The 18,690-nt window shown below is 64.2% G+C and carries 16 protein-coding genes and 1 tRNA gene; 9 read left to right on the plus strand and 8 right to left on the minus strand.

Features of this window, described 5'->3' with window-relative positions:
• Positions 1-46 precede the first annotated feature (46 nt).
• The gene (locus tag U8326_RS02275) at positions 47-415 is read right to left on the minus strand and encodes a hypothetical protein (protein WP_324742088.1); all 369 of its coding nucleotides are present in this window, start codon (positions 413-415) and stop codon (positions 47-49) included.
• A gap of 543 nt (positions 416-958) precedes the next feature.
• Here U8326_RS02275 and U8326_RS02280 point away from each other — a divergent pair.
• The gene (locus U8326_RS02280) at positions 959-2,251 is read left to right on the plus strand and encodes a Y-family DNA polymerase (protein WP_324742090.1); all 1,293 of its coding nucleotides are present in this window, start codon (positions 959-961) and stop codon (positions 2,249-2,251) included.
• Positions 2,252-2,421: 170 nt separating this feature from the next.
• Here U8326_RS02280 and U8326_RS02285 read toward each other — a convergent pair whose 3' ends face one another.
• Both U8326_RS02285 and typA read right to left on the minus strand, forming a co-directional pair.
• The gene (locus tag U8326_RS02285) at positions 2,422-3,051 is read right to left on the minus strand and encodes an FMN-binding negative transcriptional regulator (RefSeq protein WP_324742091.1); all 630 of its coding nucleotides are present in this window, start codon (positions 3,049-3,051) and stop codon (positions 2,422-2,424) included.
• Between the two features lie 158 nt (positions 3,052-3,209).
• The gene (typA, locus tag U8326_RS02290) at positions 3,210-5,042 is read right to left on the minus strand and encodes a translational GTPase TypA (RefSeq protein ID WP_324742092.1); all 1,833 of its coding nucleotides are present in this window, start codon (positions 5,040-5,042) and stop codon (positions 3,210-3,212) included.
• A 254-nt stretch (positions 5,043-5,296) separates the two neighbouring features.
• On the opposite strand from typA, the gene U8326_RS02295 reads away from it, so the two are divergent.
• The 3 genes from U8326_RS02295 to U8326_RS02305 all read left to right on the plus strand — a co-directional run bounded on the left by U8326_RS02295 (position 5,297) and on the right by U8326_RS02305 (position 9,069).
• Positions 5,297-7,978 (plus strand): TonB-dependent receptor, encoded by a 2,682-nt coding sequence (locus U8326_RS02295; RefSeq protein ID WP_324742094.1) that lies wholly within the window; start codon positions 5,297-5,299, stop codon positions 7,976-7,978.
• Positions 7,979-8,089: 111 nt separating this feature from the next.
• Positions 8,090-8,533 carry a DUF805 domain-containing protein gene (locus U8326_RS02300; protein ID WP_324742095.1) on the plus strand — a complete coding sequence of 148 codons (444 nt, stop codon included), beginning with the start codon at positions 8,090-8,092 and terminating at the stop codon, positions 8,531-8,533.
• 110 nt (positions 8,534-8,643) lie between these two features.
• Positions 8,644-9,069 carry a hypothetical protein gene (locus U8326_RS02305; RefSeq protein ID WP_324742096.1) on the plus strand — a complete coding sequence of 142 codons (426 nt, stop codon included), beginning with the start codon at positions 8,644-8,646 and terminating at the stop codon, positions 9,067-9,069.
• A gap of 69 nt (positions 9,070-9,138) precedes the next feature.
• On the opposite strand, the gene recF is transcribed toward U8326_RS02305, so the two are convergent.
• Both recF and U8326_RS02315 read right to left on the minus strand, forming a co-directional pair.
• Entirely contained in the window at positions 9,139-10,224 is a 1,086-nt protein-coding gene (gene recF / locus U8326_RS02310; RefSeq protein ID WP_324742098.1) for a DNA replication/repair protein RecF, read from the minus strand.
• An 11-nt stretch (positions 10,225-10,235) separates the two neighbouring features.
• On the minus strand, positions 10,236-10,973 hold the full coding sequence (locus tag U8326_RS02315; RefSeq protein WP_324742099.1) for a queuosine precursor transporter: 738 nt from the start codon (positions 10,971-10,973) through the stop codon (positions 10,236-10,238).
• Positions 10,974-11,147: 174 nt separating this feature from the next.
• Between U8326_RS02315 and U8326_RS02320 the strand changes: the two genes are divergently transcribed.
• From U8326_RS02320 to U8326_RS02340, 5 genes are all read left to right on the plus strand, one after another.
• Positions 11,148-11,224 (plus strand) — tRNA-Arg (locus U8326_RS02320).
• Between the two features lie 106 nt (positions 11,225-11,330).
• On the plus strand, positions 11,331-12,008 hold the full coding sequence (locus U8326_RS02325; RefSeq protein ID WP_324742100.1) for a PepSY-associated TM helix domain-containing protein: 678 nt from the start codon (positions 11,331-11,333) through the stop codon (positions 12,006-12,008).
• A 14-nt stretch (positions 12,009-12,022) separates the two neighbouring features.
• On the plus strand, positions 12,023-12,556 hold the full coding sequence (locus U8326_RS02330; RefSeq protein ID WP_324742101.1) for a DUF2271 domain-containing protein: 534 nt from the start codon (positions 12,023-12,025) through the stop codon (positions 12,554-12,556).
• 14 nt (positions 12,557-12,570) lie between these two features.
• Positions 12,571-13,458, plus strand: coding sequence for a DUF4198 domain-containing protein (locus U8326_RS02335; protein WP_324742102.1), 888 nt, complete (start codon positions 12,571-12,573; stop codon positions 13,456-13,458).
• A 95-nt stretch (positions 13,459-13,553) separates the two neighbouring features.
• On the plus strand, positions 13,554-14,414 hold the full coding sequence (locus U8326_RS02340) for an FAD:protein FMN transferase (RefSeq protein WP_324742103.1): 861 nt from the start codon (positions 13,554-13,556) through the stop codon (positions 14,412-14,414).
• A gap of 56 nt (positions 14,415-14,470) precedes the next feature.
• Here U8326_RS02340 and U8326_RS02345 read toward each other — a convergent pair whose 3' ends face one another.
• The 3 genes from U8326_RS02345 to U8326_RS02355 form a co-directional block, all read right to left on the minus strand.
• Positions 14,471-15,154 carry a Fe2+-dependent dioxygenase gene (locus tag U8326_RS02345; protein ID WP_324742104.1) on the minus strand — a complete coding sequence of 228 codons (684 nt, stop codon included), beginning with the start codon at positions 15,152-15,154 and terminating at the stop codon, positions 14,471-14,473.
• A gap of 12 nt (positions 15,155-15,166) precedes the next feature.
• The gene (locus tag U8326_RS02350; protein ID WP_324742105.1) at positions 15,167-15,856 is read right to left on the minus strand and encodes an energy transducer TonB; all 690 of its coding nucleotides are present in this window, start codon (positions 15,854-15,856) and stop codon (positions 15,167-15,169) included.
• Between the two features lie 323 nt (positions 15,857-16,179).
• Positions 16,180-18,585, minus strand: a complete 2,406-nt coding sequence (locus tag U8326_RS02355; protein ID WP_324742106.1) for a TonB-dependent receptor — start codon at positions 18,583-18,585, stop codon at positions 16,180-16,182.
• Positions 18,586-18,690: the final 105 nt, after the last annotated feature.

The following is an 18,690-nucleotide window of genomic DNA, read 5'->3' on the forward strand; positions in this document are numbered from 1 at the left end:
GAAATCGATTCCGCGGCCGGAGCTTGCCCGGCACGCTCGCTTTCGGTCAGCGGCGGTAATACCGGCCGCGGTCGCCCCGCCAATTGCGCCGGTCCTGGCGATCCCAGCGGTCGCGGTCGCGATAGCGGTAATCGCGCCGGTCGTAGCGGTAATAATTCCGATAGTTCGGCCGGTCGTAATAATAGCCGCGATACCTCGGCTGATCGTAGTAGTAATACCCGTCGCGATAATGGCGGCGGTCGTTGCTCGATGCGATGGCCGCGCCGATGGCCAGGCCCACTACGCCCGCGCCGATCGCGATAGCCGCATCGTTGTCGCCGCGGTCGTAGCGGCGAGCCTCGGCAGGGGTTGCGGCCAATGTGGCCGCCGCGGCAAGCGCCGCGCCCAGCGCCGTCTTTCCGAAGATACTGAACATATCCTGCCTCCTTCGCCCGCCTGCCATCCGACGGCAGGACTATCTTGGCATGGCGGCATGAAAGCAGGATGCGTGTGAACCCGGGCTTAACCTTTTGGTAATGTGAAAAGGGGGCGGGAGTTGACGCAGAACGCCGGAAATGTGCATTCCGATTTCCCTTTCCGGCGCGCCGCAACCCCGCGCTGAAGCGGCCTTCCATGGCGAGCGGCGAGGGATTTTCAGTGTGACCTTTCGCAAAGGCGCCTCTCCCGGAGCCGTCAGGCCAGTTGTGTCGCTCTCTGCCTTTGCCGTCATCCCAGCGAAGGCTGGGATCTTTATGAGGCATTGCGCGACCAGGCCGCCTGACACGCCAGCTTTCGCTGGCATGACGAATGAGGGTGCGGGATGCTCTGCGTGTCATCCGGCAGGATAAGCCAGATTTTCCCGGGGTAGGAAAGGCTCGGCAGCCACCCGCCAGCCACTCCGCGATGAATCCGCTTGTCTGGAACATAATAAGAACAAATGCTATGCCGTCCGAATCACGGAGTCCCACGGCACATCCCCATGCTTCTCGCCCCCTCCCCCTTTTCCCCTTCGCCGCTGCGCTGGCTCTATGTCGATTTCAACAGCTACTTCGCCAGCGTGGAGCAACAGCTGCGGCCCGATCTGCGCGGGCGGCCGGTGGCCGTGGTCCCGGTGGAAAGCGACAGCACCTGCGCCATTGCCGCGAGCTACGAGGCCAAGGCCCATGGCATCCGCACCGGCACGGCGATCTGGGAGGCGAAGAAGCTGTGCTCCGATCTGGTCTGCGTCCTCGCCCGGCACGAGCTTTATGTCGAATATCATCATCGCGCGATCGAGGAGATTTCCCGCCATATTCCGGTGAGCGACGTCTGCTCGATCGACGAGATGGCCGCGCGGCTGATGCGCAACGAGGCCGAGCCCGCCGTCGCGCGGGAAATCGCTCTGGCGGTGAAGGCGGGACTGAAGGAGCGGCTGGGGGAATGGGTGCGCTGCTCCATCGGGATCGCGCCCAACCGCTATCTCGCCAAGGTGGCGACCGATCTCGAGAAGCCCGACGGGCTGACCGTGCTGATGCCGGAAGACATCGAGCGGCGGCTGACGGCGGAACTGGCGCCGATCGACCTGCCCGGCATCGGCCGCAACATGAAGAAGCGGCTGCATATTCGCGGCATCCACAGCGTTGCCGATATTTTCGCGCTCGACCGGCGGCAATTGCGCAAGGCGTGGGGCAGCATCTGGGGCGAGCGGATGTGGTATTATCTGCGCGGCCACGACTTGCCCGAATTGCGGACGCAGCGGCGCAGCATCGGGCACAGCCATGTGCTCGCGCCCGAAATGCGCCCCCCGGCGCGGGCAGTGGACGTTGCCCGGCGGCTGGTGCTGAAGGCGGCCGCGCGGCTGCGGCGGATGGGCTATACCGCCAGCATCTTCGGCTTTTCGGCGCGGCTGGAGGATGGGCGTCGCCTGCGGCTGGAGATGCGCTGCCGCCCGGCGCAGGACAGCGTCACCTTCCTCGCCATGATGCTGGAGGCATGGGATCGCCTGGTGCCGCGCGAGGCGGGGGTGAGGGTCAGGAAGCTGTCCGTCGCATTCTATGGGCTGGAGCCGGAGGCGGCGTTCCAGCCGGACCTGTTCGCGCAGGCCGAGGCCGAGGCTGGCCCCTGGGCGCGGCGGCTGCGCGATGCCCGGCTTTCCCGCGCGCTCGACCGGCTCAATCACCGCTTCGGGCGCGACACGGTGCTGATCGGAATGCTGCCGTCGGCCGGGCGGGGTTTCTCGGGCGCCAAGATCGCCTTCACCCGCATCCCCGACCGGGAAGAATTCATAGAGTGAAGGCTATCGGATAGATTCGCCTAAAACCTTCAGGCAAGCGCGGCCGGGGGCGAGGCCTTATCGTCATCCCAGCGAAAGCTGGCATCTTGGGCGGCTAGGTGATGCATTGCCCACAACGATCCCAGCCTTCGCTGGGATGACGATGAGGGCGAACGTCTGGAATTGGGTGATTAGCTGTCTTTCGAGCGCGCGATGACTTCGTTAGCCAATGCAGCATGGCCATCCTCACGCAGTCCTGCGGCGACACCACGCTGATTGCGCTCGGGCTGGTTCTGACTCATCTTCCACTTGCCTTCGAGGCGGCTGATAGGAATCTCCAGGCCGACGATGCCCTTGAGTTGTGCTTTTACGTAATCATCCGGCGCGTCGCTCACATCCCACGGTTCGGCACGGCCATTTTCCTGGGCGCTGGTAAGTTCCGTGATCTGCTCAAGCAGCCATGCCGGATCGTCGATGACACGGCACGGACCGTGGGCCTGAACGATGACATAATTCCATGTCGGCACCACCTTCCCATGCTCCCGTTTAGTCGGATACCATGATGGACTGACATAACCTTGCAGTCCCTGGAATACTACCAACACCGGGGTTCCCTTGCGCAACCCGGCAATCTGTTCGTTGGCCTTCGCAAGGTGGGCGCGAAGCACGTCACCGTCTTTCTCTACATGAAGACTGAACGGTATGACATTGGCCATCAGTCCAGATGCACCTGCAGTTATAAGCGTGCCCAGAGGGTGTGCTCGGATCGCCTCATGCAGGATTTGAGGGCGATCTTCGCGAAATGCAGGTGGACGATACATCGTAGCTGGTTAGCAGCATGGAAGGCTGACCGCTATTGGATCATAGCGGCCGTCACAGCGCTTCCGTTCGTCTGGCGCGTGCGGAGGCCGCGGGGCGCGCAACCCCCTGTGCTGCACGCTCGCGCTCTTCTGCTACCTCGCCGGTTCGGCGAAAGGCGTCAGGCCGCTTCTTTCTTGCGGCTTGCCTTCTTGCGCTCGTTCGGGTCCAGGATCGCCTTGCGCAGGCGGATCGATTTCGGCGTGACTTCGACCATTTCGTCATCGTCGATATAGGCGATGGCCTGTTCCAGCGTCATGACCCTGGGCGGCGTCAGGCGGATGGCGTCGTCCTTGCCGGTCGACCGGAAGTTGGTGAGCTGCTTCGACTTCATCGGATTGACTTCGAGATCGTCAGGCTTGGCGTTCTCGCCGATCAGCATCCCTTCATAGATCTTTTCCTGCGGCTTCACGAACAGGATGCCGCGATCTTCCAGGCTGTTCAGCGCATAACCCACCGCTTCGCCGGTGCAGTTGGAGATCAGCACGCCATTCTGCCGGCCTTCGATCGCGCCCTTGTAGGGGCCGTATTTCTCGAACAGCCGGTTCATGATGCCGGTGCCGCGCGTGTCGGACAGGAACTCGCCGTGATAGCCGATCAGGCCCCGGCTCGGCGCGGAGAAGGTGATGCGGGTCTTTCCGCCGCCGGATGGCCGCATGTCGGTCATCTCGGCCTTACGCTGATTCATTTTCTCGACCACCGTGCCGGAATGTTCGTCGTCCACATCGATCACGACCGTCTCGTAAGGCTCGGTGCGCTTGCCGTTCTCATCCTCGCCGAACAGCACGCGCGGGCGACTGATGCCGAGTTCAAAGCCTTCGCGGCGCATCGTTTCGATCAGCACGCCGAGCTGGAGTTCGCCACGCCCGGCGACTTCGAAGCTGTCCTTGTCGGCTGATTCGGTTACCTTGATCGCCACATTGCTTTCCGCCTCGCGCATCAGGCGGTCGCGGATCATGCGGCTGGTCACCTTGTCGCCTTCGCGCCCGGCCATCGGGCTGTCGTTGACCGCGAAGCGCATCGACAATGTCGGCGGATCGATCGGCTGCGCCTTGATCGGGGTGGAAACCGACGTGTCGGCGATGGTGTTGGCAACGGTAGCTACGGTGAGACCGGCGAGGCTGATGATGTCCCCTGCCTTGGCTTCGTCCACCGGCACGCGGTCCAGCCCGCGGAATGCCATGATCTTGGACGCGCGGCCGGTTTCGATCACCTTGCCGTCGGCGTCCAGTGCATGGATGGCCTGGTTGGCCTTGACCGTTCCGGACTGGACCCGGCCGGTCAGCACGCGGCCGAGGAAATTGTCACGGTCGAGCAAGGTGACGAGGAAGCTGAACGGTGCGTCCCGGTCCAGCGACGGTGGCGGCACATGGTCCACGATCTTCTGGAACATCGGCTCGAGCGTGCCTGCGCGCAGGCTCGGGTCTTCGTTGGCGTAGCCGTTACGGCCCGACGCATAGAGCACAGGAAAGTCGAGCTGTTCATCCGTGGCTTCGAGGGAGACGAACAGGTCGAACACCTCGTCCAGCACTTCCTGAATACGTTCGTCCGGGCGGTCGACCTTGTTGACGACCACGATCGGGCGCAGGCCCAGCGCCAGCGCCTTGCCGGTGACGAACTTGGTCTGCGGCATGGCGCCTTCGGAACTGTCGACCAGCAGGATCACCCCATCGACCATGGACAGGATGCGCTCCACCTCACCGCCGAAGTCGGCGTGGCCGGGCGTGTCGACGATGTTGATGCGCGTGCCGTTCCACTCGATCGAGGTAGGCTTCGCGAGGATGGTGATCCCGCGCTCCTTCTCCAGGTCGTTGGAATCCATCGCCCGCTCCTCTACCCGCTGGTTGTCGCGGAAGGTGCCGGATTGGCGGAAAAGCTGGTCGACCAGCGTGGTTTTGCCATGGTCGACGTGCGCGATGATGGCGATATTGCGCAGGGCTTCGGGAGCGGACATTCGCGTAAGGGGCTTTCAACGGAGGAATGGGGTAAGGCGGCAGGGCCGCCCTTGAGCCCGCGCCCCGTAGCGGAACCTTGCGCAAACGGCAAGCGCCGCGTGCGTGGCCGGTTCGATGCATTTCCTTCCAAAAGCGATCAATAAACGAGCTGGGAGCGTGAAATAATGATTGTGGTTGATCTTCTCCAATTTTACTGTGTTTCAGGCTGATGCGGGGGGCATCAACTTCCTCCGTTCCGCAAGCGGGGGGAGGCATGATGAGAAGCATCGTATCGGGCTATCGCCATTCGACCCTTGTCGTCGTTTTCGCATTTCTCGGCTTCTCGACCCCAGGCCCGGCCTGGGCGCAGGGCGGTGAAAGCGCTCCCTCCCCGCAGGACACCCCCGCGTTCGACGAGCCGTCCGGCAACGAAATCATCGTGACGGCAACCAAGCGCGAAGTAACGCTGCAGAATGTGCCGGTGGCGGTGACGGTGACCACCGCGGAAACGATCGAGCGCGCCAATATCCGCGACATCCAGGATTTGCAGACGGTCGTGCCTGCGCTGCGCGTGGTGCAGCTGCAGAGCGCGGCCAACACCAACTTCTTCATCCGCGGCTTCGGCAACGGCGCCAACAATGTCGGGATCGAGCCATCCGTCGGCGTGTTCGTGGATGGCGTGTTCCGTTCCCGGACGGCGTCGCAGATCAGCGATTTTCCCGACATCCGGCGGGTGGAGGTGCTGCGAGGCCCGCAATCGACGCTGTTCGGCAAGAACGCCTCGGCGGGGGTGATCTCGATCATAACGCAGGAGCCGCAATATCGCTTCGGCGGTTCGCTGGAGGCATCCTACGGCAATTACGACGCCGTGGTGGCGAAGGGCTATGTGACCGGCCCGCTGGCGGAGAACGTCGCGGTCAGCGTCGCCGCCGGGCTGAATAAGCGCGACGGGTTCGTGCGCGATCTGGGAACAGGCGGCCGCGCCAATGACCGCGACCGCTGGTTCGTGCGCGGGCAATTGCTGTTCGAGCCGGACGACAGCCTGAAAATCCGCCTGATCGGCGATTATGACAAGATCGACGAGGTTTGCTGCGCCGTCGTCAACCTGAGGAGTTCGCCGGCCACCGGCGCGATCCTGGCGCTGGGCGGGCAAGTGACCGATCCCGCCCATCCTTTCGCGGACCGGACCTACAACAACTTCCCCTCATCCAACGATGTCGAGAATTACGGCTTTTCCGCCCAGCTGGATTACGAGGCCGGGCCGGTGAACGTCACGTCGATCACCGCCTTGCGCAAGACCAATTCCCTGACCGACCAGGATTCCGATTTCACCACCGCAAGGCTGCTCGACCGCAATTTCCAGGATCAGTCGCTGCGGACCTTCACCCAGGAACTCCGCCTTTCCGGCGATTTCGGCGACAAGGTCAGCGCTCTGCTCGGCGTGTTCTACATCAACGAGAAATTCGATCAGGAGAACGACGTTTTCTTTGGCCCGGATTTCCGCGGCTATGCCGATCTTTTGATTCAGGGCGCTTCCGGCGGAGCGTTGAGCGTGCCGGTGCTGGAAGGAACCTTCGGCGCGCTGGAAGGGGACCCCGCCAAATATCTCGGCCGGTTCTTCGCTCCGGGTTCCGGGCTGGACGAGGCCTACCGGCTCAAGAACGAGTCATTCTCGATCTTCGGGCAGGTCGATTTCGCGCTGACGGATCGTCTCACGCTGACAGCCGGCGGAAACTTCACCAGGGACAAGAAGAGACTGCGCACCAATGTGATAGCGACCGATGTATTCTCCGCCATTGATCTCGACAATCCGCTATATGCGGCGTTCCGCCAGCAATTGCTGGCGGCGGGCGGGCTGCTCCAGGCCGGCGTCGATCCGACCGACCCGGCGGCCGTGCTGGCCTTCGCGACCGATCCGGCGACCATGCCCGCCTATCAGCAGATTATGGGCTTCGCCAACGCCAACCAGAACAATCCGCAAGCCAATCCGATCGGGGGGCTGCGGACGCTCCAGATATTCCCGCCGTTTCTCAACGTCCCCAATGCCGTCGAAAGCGGGAAGACCAGCGACAACGATTTCTCCTATACGCTGCGGCTTTCCTATGATGCGACCGATCGGGTCAATCTCTATGCCAGCTATGCGACGGGCTTCAAGGCAAGCTCCGTCAATCTCTCGCGCGACAGCCGCCCGCCGGCCGATGATGCCAGCGCCCTGGCCGGGGCGGGGCTGATCACGCCCAATCTGCGGTTCGGCAGCCGCTTCGCCGGGCCGGAGGAATCGCGGGTGATCGAATTCGGCGCGAAGGGGAACTGGGGCGCCTATTCGGCCAATCTTGCGGTGTTCCATCAGGAAATCAAAGGCTTCCAGTCCAATATCTTTACCGGCACCGGCTTTGCTCTCGCCAATGCGGGCAAGCAGTCCACCTATGGGGTGGAATTCGAGGGCACGGCCAGGCCGGTCGATCCGCTGACGCTGGGCCTTTCGGTGGTGTGGCTCGATCCCAAGTATGACAGCTTCCCGGAATCCGCGGTGGGCGACCAGAGCGGGCGCAAGCCGGTCGAGATTCCGGAATGGTCGATCACGGTCAGCGGGCAATGGGAGCAGGAGATCGGGAACGGCGACCGGCTGATCGCCCGCGCTGCCTATCACTATGAATCCCCGGCCTGGGCGGTGGAAGGGCTGCCGGGCTTCGTTTCCCGCGATGCCGCCGGCAATGCGGTCGACTATACGCTCGCGACCGAGGCGGCCCGCCCCTTCAAGCGCCAGGTCGACGAGCTGGAAGCGTCGCTCACCTATGCCATGGGGAACGGCTTCGAACTGTCGGTCTGGGGCCGCAATCTGCTCGATGACCGCTATCTCAACCGCATCTTCAATTCCGTGGCGCAGCCTCAGGCCATCTCCGGCTACCTGAATCTGCCCCGGACCTACGGGGTTTCAGCGCGGTTCAAATGGTAGGAAGCGGCGCCGATCCGCATATAGTGGTGCCTGTTTTTGTTTGTATCGGCATCGCGTTTGTGTTTGCTGCCGGTAATTCACCGAGTTGGAGAGGGGGAAATTATGGAATGGATGATCCTGCCTTATAAGCGCTATTTCGATTTTTCGGGGCGTTCGCGCCGGCTCGAATACTGGATGTTCGTGCTGTTCAGCCTGATTGTCGCATCCGTGCTGTTCGCGCTTATCATGGCAGGCGGGCTTAATTTCGCCGCCCTTTCCAATCCGGAGGCCCTGGATATGTCGTTTGGGCCGCTCTTCTGGCTGGGGGGCCTGCTGCTGTCCTTGTTCTGGCTCGGTTCGCTGATCCCGGGAATTGCGGTGGTCGTGCGGCGGCTGCACGATCGCGATATGTCGGGATGGTGGTATCTCGGGATAATCGTCGCCTCGATGATCCCGATCATCAACTTCATCGCCGGCATCGCCTTTCTGGTGCTGATGCTGCTGCCGGGCACGCCCGGCCCCAATCGCTTCGGGCCGGACCCGAAGGACCCCGCCAGCGCGGAGGTCTTTGCCTGAGCCGAAACCGCTTCATCGACGTTCCGGCGGCGGCGCTGGCCTTGCTGGCCGCCGCCTGCGGCGGGGATGCCCCATCCGGTCCGGCCACGAACGCGCCGGAGCCGCCCGGCATGGAGAGGTTGCCGGTGATGGGGCCGGAACGGCTCATCCTTCTGGTGGAATCCGATCCGATCGACGGGGCGGGGCTGGAGCCGGAAGACAGCTATCCCGCCCGATTGGAGAGGGCGCTGCGGGCGCGGGGCGTGAATGGCCGGCTGGCGACTGTCCGGGCCGATGGGGGCGGGGCCGCGCTGAAGGCGCAAATCGCCCGGTTGCAGGGCAAGCCCGCGCTGGCGCTGGTGTCCGGCACGGCTGACGCGGAGTTCATTTCCACGGTTGTCACCGCGGTTCCCGTCCACCGGCTGGATCTGGAAACCCCCTTGCGGGGCAAGCCGGACCTGTTCGTGCGCGGCGGGAAGGGCCTGACCGTGCGGGGCGTGGAGGAACTGGTCGGCGCGACGGCGGATGGCATAGCCCAGGCGATGCCCCGGGAATAATCCAGCCTGCGCCAGGGTCGCGCCTGTTAAGGGCTCAAGCCACGGCCATGCAATCAATAGGTCCTGACCCTAGAAGATCCGCTCCACCGCGCCTTCATGCACTTTCCAGATCGCGGCTTCTCCCTTGATCGCCTCGAAGGGCGCCAGCTCCGTTCCGGTCATCCAGACCTGTGCGTTCCCGCCGCGCAAGCGCTCGAACAAGGCCTCGCGCCGCAGCGGGTCCAGATGGGCCGCGATTTCGTCGAGCAGGAGCAGCCCCGGTCTTCCGTGCGCCGCCAGCGCGGCATGGGCAAGGATGATCGAGATCAGCATCGCCTTTTGCTCGCCGGTGGAACAATCGGCGGCAGGCATCGCCTTGCTGGCCATGGCGACCGCCAGTTCGTCGCGATGCGGCCCGGCGAGGGTTCGCCGGGCGGATCGGTCGCGCGCGCGATTGGCCCGCAACTCCGCCAGCAGCGCGTCGGGCTCGGCCGCGCTGCCCGCGAGATAGGTGAGGGCGGGGCGGGCGAACGGCTCGTCCGGCAGATCTTCCAGGGCGGCTTGCAGGCGCTCGACCAGCGCGCGCCGTCCGGCGGCGAGCGGCGCGCCCGCCTCGGCCAGTTGCGCTTCCACCGCATCCAGCCAGCCTGCATCCGCCTCTTCTTCGCCCGACAACAGGCGGTTGCGCTCGCGCAAGGCGGCCTCGTAGCGGGCGGCATGGCGCGCATGTGCCGGATCGAGCGCCAGCGCAAGCCGGTCCATCAGCCGCCTGCGCCCGCCCGCGCTGTCCATGAACAGCCTGTCCATGGCAGGGGTGAGCCAACTCAGCGTCAGCCATTCCGCCAGGGTGATCGCGCTTGCCGGGGCGCCGTTCACCTGCACCACGCGGCGTCTCGGCTGGTCGGCCCGGGTTCCGGTGCCGAGCTTCACCTTCTCGGCGCCATCCGTGCAATCCAGCTCGGCGCTGATCGAAAATCCGCCGCCGTCCTTCGCCGCCATTTCGGTCAGGGCGGCGCGGCGAAGCCCGCGTCCGGGCGCGAACAGGGACAGCGCCTCCAGGATGTTGGTCTTGCCCGCGCCGTTCTCGCCCACCAGCAGATTGAACCGCCGGGTTCCGTCCAGCGAACTGGCGGCGTGGTTGCGGAATCCGCTCAGGATCAGGCGGTCGACGGGCATTGCGGACCTGCTCAGCGGGATTTCGCGAAGGGGGAGAAGTCGGTGTCGGTATCGAACACCTCCACTCCTTCCCGATGCTTGAGCCAGTTCACGGCGACATATGTGGCGGGCGTCAGCAACGCTTCCCAGGCGGTCTTGATAAGCCATTGCGAGGCGACCACCTGCGCAAGCTGCTCGGGCGGCCAGCCGGCCAGGCCGTAAAAGGCGAGGGGGTAGAAGATCAGGCTGTCCAGCCCCTGGCCCACCACGGTGGAGCCGATCGTGCGTGTCCACAGCAGCTTTCCGCGCGTCCACAGCTTCATCCGGGCGAGGACGTAGGAATTGGCGAACTCGCCCGCCCAAAAGGCGGTGATCGACGCGAGAACGATCCGCCAGCTGTTGCCGAACACCGCCTCGTAAGCGCCCTGGTGGGGCCAGCCTTGGGCGGGCGGCAGCGCCACCACGACCCATGCCATGAAGGCCATGAAGATCAGCGCGGCGAAGCCGGTCCAGATCACGCGGCGGGCATGGGCATAGCCATAGACCTCGGTCAGCACGTCCCCGATGATGTAGCTCAGCGGGAAGAACAGCACGCCCGCGCCGAACGACCATTCCTGCCCGCCCGGCAAGGTGACGAAGGAAGGCTTGGAAGCGCCGATGATGTTGGACAGCAGCAGGATGGCGACGAAGGCCGCCATGATGAGGTCGAAATAGCGAAAATGGGCTCGGCCGCCTGCCTGGCCTTCTATCCGTGTCGGCTGCTCGTTCATGTGCAATTGGCCCGTAGAGATTTGCCCCGTGCGATAAACACGCTATGCGGCATGGCATATGCACGTCATCGGCTATGCTGGATAGAGGCCAGCGTCTTTGTGGAGAAGGCAAGGACAAGAGTTTAGGTTAGGCATCGTCTTGCAATATGGATAGGGCAAGGCAGGTCAAATCGGGACCCCGTAGCTCAGCTGGATAGAGCATTCGCCTTCTAAGCGAATGGTCGCAGGTTCGAATCCTGCCGGGGTCGCCACTTTGCAATGCCAGCTTTTCCGGGCCTGAACAGGGGAAGTGTGATTTTTTGTAATTTATGGCGCGAGCGATTTGCAATTGCGAGTCGTTCTCGTTATTTGGCCGCGATGTTCAACAGTGGTCCTCATGGCGCGACTGCCGGTGCAAAGGCGCCTGCCGCCAAGCGGAAAGTCAGCGCGAAGGCGTTCTGGCTGAAGCAGCTGCACACCTGGCATTGGGTGAGTTCCGCCATCAGCCTGATCGGCCTGCTGCTGTTCGCCTTCACCGGGATCACGCTGAATCATGCCGCCGATGTGGAGGGGAAGCCGGTGGTGACCGAGCGATCGGCCGATCTTCCGGCGGATCTCCTGCCCTTGCTTGCTCCCGCCCCGGCAGAGGCGGATGGGACGCAGAAGCCGCTGCCGCCGCAGGTCGCCAGCTGGATCGGCAAGGAGCTTGGGCAATCCGGCGCGGGCAATGCCGAATGGTCGGCCGATGAAGTCTATCTGGCGCTGCCCCGGCCGGGCGGAGACGGCTGGGTCGCCATCGACCGGCATAGCGGAGCCGTGACCAGCGAGATAACCGATCGCGGCTGGATCAGCTATCTGAACGACCTGCACAAGGGGCGCAATTCCGGCACCGTGTGGAAATGGTTCATCGATATCTTCGCGGTGGCGTGCTTCCTGTTCGCTCTCACCGGGCTGCTGCTGCTGAAGCTCCACGCGGCGAAGAGACCGAGCACATGGCCGCTGGTCGCGGCCGGTTTCGCGCTGCCCGCCTTGCTTGCCATTGTTTTCATTCACTAAGGAGAATGCCGCCGATGCAAATCAGACATCGCATGTTGCTGGGAAGCGCCGCCGTCATGGGCGCCACCGGCACGATCGCAAGCCCCGCCCTGGCCCAGACGATGACGCTGGACGTGACCATCCCGCGCCTTTCCGTGGCCGAGTATCACCGTCCCTACGTCGCGATCTGGCTGGAGAAGGAAGGCGCCCCCGCCCGCACTCTCCAGGTCTGGTACGATTACGACATGAAGAACGGGGAAGGCACCAAATGGCTGCGCGATGTGCGCCAGTGGTGGCGTGCTTCGGGCCGTTCGATGCGGTTTCCGGCCGATGGCGTGACCGGGGCGACCAGAGCGCCGGGCAAGCATCAGGTGAAGTTCACCGCCGGGAAGGGGCCGCTCGGCGCGGTTGCTCCCGGCCAGTACACGCTGGTCATCGAGGCCGCGCGCGAGGTGGGCGGGCGCGAACTGCTCCGCCTGCCGTTCACCTGGCCGGCCAAGCCCGGCGCGACCGTGCGCGCATCGGGCCAGAGCGAATTGGGGCCGGTCACTTTGACTTTCGGCAAATGAGGGAAGGAAATTCGATGAAAGGCAAGTTTCTGCTCGCGGGCGCGATTGCCGCGCTCCTGCTCCCCGCCAGCGCCCAGGCGCACCGGCAATGGATGCTGCCGTCGTCCACCGTGCTTTCCGGCGACGACAGCTGGGTCACGGTCGATGCGGCCGTTTCCAACGACCTGTTCTATTTCGAGCATGTGCCGCTGCGGACCGACGGCATCAAGGCGACCGCGCCCGATGGCAGCGAAGTGGCGATCGAGAATGCCGCCACCGGCAAATATCGCTCCACCTTCGATGTCCATCTGACCAAGCAGGGCACCTATCGCATCGCCTCCGTTTCGAGCGGAGTGATGGGAAGCTACACGCTGAACGGCAAGCAGGAACGCCTGCCGCGCGGCACCACCAAGGATACGCTGGCCAAGGCCATTCCGGCCGGGGCGACCGATGTGCAGACCGCCGAAACCAGCAATCGCAACGAAATCTTCGTGACGCTGGGCGAACCGACCTCGACCATCTTCACGCCGACCGGCGTCGGCATCGAGCTGGTTCCGATCAGTCATCCGAACGATCTGGTGGCGGGCGAAGCGGCCAGCTTCCAGTTCCTGCTGGATGGAAAGCCGGCGAGCGGGCTGAAAGTCACCGTGGTTCCGGGCGGAATCCGCTATCGCGATTCGCTCGATCAGCTCGATCTGGTGACGGACGACGACGGCAAGCTGACCGTGACCTGGCCCACTCCGGGCATGTATTGGCTCAATGCCTCGGTCGGCGGTGGACGTGAAGGCGGGCCGGGCGGCCCGGGTGGACCGGGTGCTCCGGGCGCGGCCGAAGGAACTCCTCCGCCACCGCCGCCCGCTCCGGCAGGCCCCGCGCCTCGCCGGGCGTCCTACGTCACCACGCTGGAAGTGCTCGCCCCCTGAGCACCAGCCGCATTGCCATTCCGCCCGGCCTTTCCCCCGCGAATTTCGCCGGGCGGGAGGCCGGAGCGCGGATCGCTGGCCTTTCCGGGCAGACCATGGGCACGCTCTGGTCCGCCCGGATCGCCGGTGCTCCGCCTTCCGCGCGAGAGGCCATCCAGGCGGTGCTCGACCGGGTGATCCGCCAGATGAGCAACTGGGAAGCGGATTCCGACATCAGCCGCTTCAACAGCGCCCCGCTTGGGCAATGGCGCGATCTTCCCGACGAAATGATGCTGGTGCTTCGCGCGGGCCTGGATGTGGCCCGGGCCAGCGATGGAGCATTCGATCCGGCAATCGGACGGATGGTGGACTATTGGGGCTTCGGGCCGGCCCAGGGCGCCCGGAGCGAGGCCGGACCATGCTGGCGGGCGATCGAACTGGACGGGCCGCGCGCGCGCCGCATGACGGATGTGGCGCTGGATTTTTCCGGCATCGCGAAAGGCTATGCGGTGGACGCGGTCTGTCATGCTCTGGAGGATCTGGGCTGCCGCCATTTCCTTGTCGAGATCGGCGGCGAACTGCGCGGGCAGGGCGTCAAGCCGGACCTGCAGCCGTGGTGGGTCGATGTGGAAGGGCCGCCGGGCCTGGGCGTTCCCACATTGCGCATCGCCCTGTGCGGCCTGTCGGTGGCGACCTCGGGCGATTACCGCCGCTTCCGCCAGAAAGACGGCGTGCGAATATCGCACAGCATCGACCCGATCCAGGGTGCCCCCATCGCCAATTCCGTCGCTTCCGTCACCGTGCTTCACCAAAGCGCGATGTGGGCCGATGCCTTCGCCACGGCGATCACCGTGCTCGGCCCGGAAAGAGGGATGGCGCTGGCCGAGCGGCAGGAGCTTCCAGTGCTGATGGTGGAGCGCGCCGGCGGCCAGGCCAGGGAGCATCTGTCGTCCGGCTTGCGGGCGATGCTGGATTGATATTGGGCTGAATTGAGGCAGGCGGATTGGACAGGAAAACGAACCGCCCCGCTCGCTCAGGTGTTCGCCCAGCGCCGGAGAAGATTGTGATAGACCCCGGTCAGCCGGATGATCTCCGCATTGTCGTGGCCCAGATCGGCGGCGAGCGACTGGATGCTGCTGTCGAGATCGAACAGGGTTTGCCGCGCGCCATCGTCCCGGATCATGGATTCGATCCAGAAGAAGCTGGCCACGCGCTGGCCGCGCGTCACCGGCTCCACCCGGTGCAGGGAAGAGGAAGGATAGAGCACCGCGTGGCCGGCCGGCAGCTTGACCTGCTGGATGCCGAACAGGGTTTCGACGGTCAGTTCCCCGCCATCGTAATCTTCCGGGTCCGAAAGGAACACGGTCATCGAAAGGTCGGAGCGGACGCGGAAGCCGGTTTCCTTCTGAATCCGGACCGCGCTGTCGATATGGGTGCCGAAGGCCTGGCCCCCGCTGTAGCTGTTGAACAGCGGGGGATAGATGCGCAATGGCAGGGCGGCGGCGATGAACAGCGGATTATGCCCGAGCGCCTCGAGGATCGCCTGCCCGGCCTCGCGCGCTTCCGCCCCCGCTTCGGGAAGCTGCAGATTGTTCTTGGTGAGCGCGGATTGATGGCCCGCGGTCACATTGCCGTCGACCCAGTTTGCGGCGTCGATGCGCGTCCGCAACGTCCTTACCTGCTCGGCATTCAGCAAGCCGGGAATGGCGATCAGCATGAGCGGCTGCGATCAGGTGAGAAGGACGAAGGGAATTTCGACGACTCCCTTGACCATGACGGGCTTGCCGTCGCGCATGATCGGCGACCAGCGCCACTTGCGCACCGCCGAAAGGGCCGCGTCGTCCAGCCGGGAGAAACCGCTGCTCTGGGACACGGAAATGCCGGACACCTTGCCGTCCACGCCCACGGTTACCGAAAGCATCACAGTGCCCTGCTCGCGCCGGCGGCGGCTCTCCGTCGGATAACGGGGCGGTGAGCCGGACACCATCTTGGCGGCGAGATTGCTGTCCTGCACGATGCTGGGCGCCGCGACCACCGGAACGGAGACGGCGGCGGGCGCGGAAGAGGCCGCAGGCACCGGAGACGGCTGCTCGGGCACCGGATCGGGCGTGGTCACGACAGGCGGCGGGTTGTGCGCGATGCGCAGCGGCGGGATGGGGGCGACGATCTCCGGGCGGGCTTGCGGAGGGGTGGGTTCGGCGGGCGGCGGGGGCGGTGGCGTCAGGTCCACGACCGTGAGCCGCGGCTCTTCCTTCTTCGCGACCACCTCATAGCCCAGCAGCAGGGCCGCAGCGAGGGCGGCTATGTGAAAACCTGCGGTGACGATGATCGCCGGAATATTGAGGCGGCCCCCTTCGCCATAGCGGCTGGGCGATTCCGCGACGCGGGATTCGATAGCCTGAACCCTGTCCGGGCGCATAGTGGCGATCTCCGGCCGCGCAGCGCACGCAGAAGGCAAGGGATCCGACATCCCGTGATCCTGTTCTTCCGCAGTCCCGAACATAGCACCAAGCCCCTTCGCAATCCCCCTAGCCGACAACATAATGCGAATCAATCGCACGGAAAATAAGGGTGCGGCATTTGCAGGCAGGCGAGTGGCAGCCACTACATACCTCCGCTCGCCTGCCGCCCCTCATTCGGACCCGTATTTGCAATCAAGTCGCATTCCAGGAAATTGACTGCGGTCAAAATCGGATTGCCCCCTCGCCAGAAACATTCCGGCGAGAGGGCAATCGGCATTCATCAGAAGGTGTAATTCACGCTGAGCACCGCCGAGCGGGTTGGGGCGGGCTGCGCCCAGCTGCCGCCGAGCTGGTTGCGGACGGTGGTGACGTATTTCTCATTGGTGAAGTTCTGCACGTTCACCTGCGCGGTCAGCCGTTCCGTGATCGGATAGGATGCCATGAAGCGGTGGATCGTGTAGCTGGGCACGTAGTAACCGACATATTGGTCAGCCACGAGCTGCGCCAGCGTGGGCTGGTTGAGCAGATACTTGCCCTGATAAGTGATGCCGTAGCCCAGTTCCAGGCCGAAGGGGAAGCGGTAGGTCGTGAACAGGCTGCCCGAATGCTTGGGCGTGTTGGTCAGCGCATAGCCCCGGGTCGGATCGGGGAAGGTGGCGCTGTTGTTGCAACCCGTGGCGCCCGGATTGTCGATGCAGAAGTCGGATACACCCTGCCGGATCTTGGACTTCAGATACATGTAGTTGGCCGAGATGGTCCAGTTTTCGGTGATGTTGCCGGAAGCGCCGAGCGAGATGCCCTCCACCCGCTGCTTGCCGTCCAGCCTCTGGTCGGGCAGCGTCGGGTCGTTGGAGTTGATCCTGATGCTGTCGCGATCGTTGCGGAACCACGCAGCGCTGACGAGCAGTCTCTTGCCGAAGAGATCGGCCTTGGCGCCGACCTCGTAATTCTTGGTCGTTTCCGGCTTGAGATTGCAGTTCGCGGCCGAGCAGGCGCCGTCGACCGCAGCCTGCGATGGGTTCTTCGACGTGCCGGTCGCGATGTAGAGGCTGGTGTCGGGCGTCGGCTTGAATACCGCGCCGATGCGGTAGGAGAACAGGTTGTCGCTGTTGCGGAACGGCCCGGTGGTGGTGTTCACGTCGCCCAGATTGGGGGCTCCGGCCGTGGTCACATAGCTGATCGTGCTGTTGTGGCCCTTGGCGTGCTCGTAGCGGATGCCGCCGTTTAGCTCGAACATCTCGCCGAACTTCATCGTGTCGAACAGATAGGCGGCGAAGGCCTTGCGCTCCCCGCGGTTATAGCTGGTGCGGATGAAGTTGATCGGGCCGGTATAGACATTGCTGCCATAGGTGAAGCCCGCCGGGCCTTGCACGATCTCGCCCGGGTTGGCGATGTTGACCAGCGGGAAGGCGGGCGTCGAGCCGTCCGCGTTGCGCGGGAGCGTGCCCTGGTTCTGGCTATAGTCCTCCCACAATGCCGAGGCGCCGAGGACCAGCGAGTGGGCGATGCCGCCGGTATCGAAATCGGCGCTGATGTCGAACTGGTTGTACAGGGTTTCGTTGGTGATGAGGCGCTGCACGCCGCGCCCGCCGGTGGGCAGATAGTAGCCCTCAGGGATGGTGGCGGGGCACGCGGCCTCGACCGGGGGAACGGCGAAGGTTCCGGGCTGCTTGCCGGTGGAGGCCAGGCAGAAGGTGCCGGTGGGCTGGCTGGTTATGGTGTTCTGCTTGATCTTCTCGTAGCGCGTCAGGTTGCGGATATTGATGCTGTCGCTGAATTCATGGCTGAAGATCGCCTGCAGCGCGTTGGTCTTCGAGTTCTGCTGGTCGAGGTTGGCGAAGCCGTAATAGCCGCTGCGGTCGAAATCGGACAGGTAACCGCCGAGATTGGCATAATAGCGCAGGCCGTATTGCGGCATGCCCTTGTCGTCGAGATGCTCGTACTGCAGCGTGAGATTGGTCGGATTGTCGATGCCGATGGTGATCGCGGGCGCCACGCCCCAGCGCTCGTAGAATTCCACATCGCGGCCCGGGACGTCGTTTTCGTGATAGACGGCGTTGAGGCGAATCGCGATCAGCTCGTTGAGGCGCAGATTGGCGTCGACAGTGCCGCGATAGTAATCGTCCGTGCCGATGCCGGCGCTGACGACGGTCTGGTCGTCGGCCAGCGGCTTCTTGGTGACGAGGTTGATCGTGCCCGCCACCGAGCCGCCGCCGCTGTAAACCGAATTGGCGCCGTTGGTGACCTCGATCTGCTCGATGTTGTAGGTTTCGTTGCGGTTGAGGAAGGCAGAGCTGCGCACGCCATCGATGGTGACGTCGTTCTTCGCGTCCTGGCCGCGCAGGATGATGCGGTCGCCATAGCCGAAGCCGCCCTCGCCCGCGCCGAAGGTGATGCCCGGCACGGTCTGCAGCACGTCGCGCAGCGTCAGCAGATTCTGCTGCTGGATGCTCTTGTTGGTGATGACGGTGATCGTCTGCGGCGTGTCGAGCAGCGGCGCGGTGTATTTCGGCGACGCGGCGCGTTCAGCCTTGACCTCGGATTCATCGATCGCGGTGTCGGTCACGGTCACGCCGCCGAGCCGCTGGGTTTCGCCGGAATCCTGCGCATGGGCGCCGCTCGTGAAGGCCATTGCGCTGACGCAGCCCAGCGCGAGGAAGGAAGGAATCGATGTGGATTTTGCCATTGTATTGCCCCCATGTTGCGAATTATTGCGGGGCAGCTATTGCGCCTCGATTGCAATGTCAACGATATTGCGATTAATTATCGATAATGTGCGATATTGAGGGGG

This window comes from Tsuneonella sp. CC-YZS046, from assembly GCF_035581365.1.
Lineage (GTDB): Bacteria > Pseudomonadota > Alphaproteobacteria > Sphingomonadales > Sphingomonadaceae > JAWKXU01.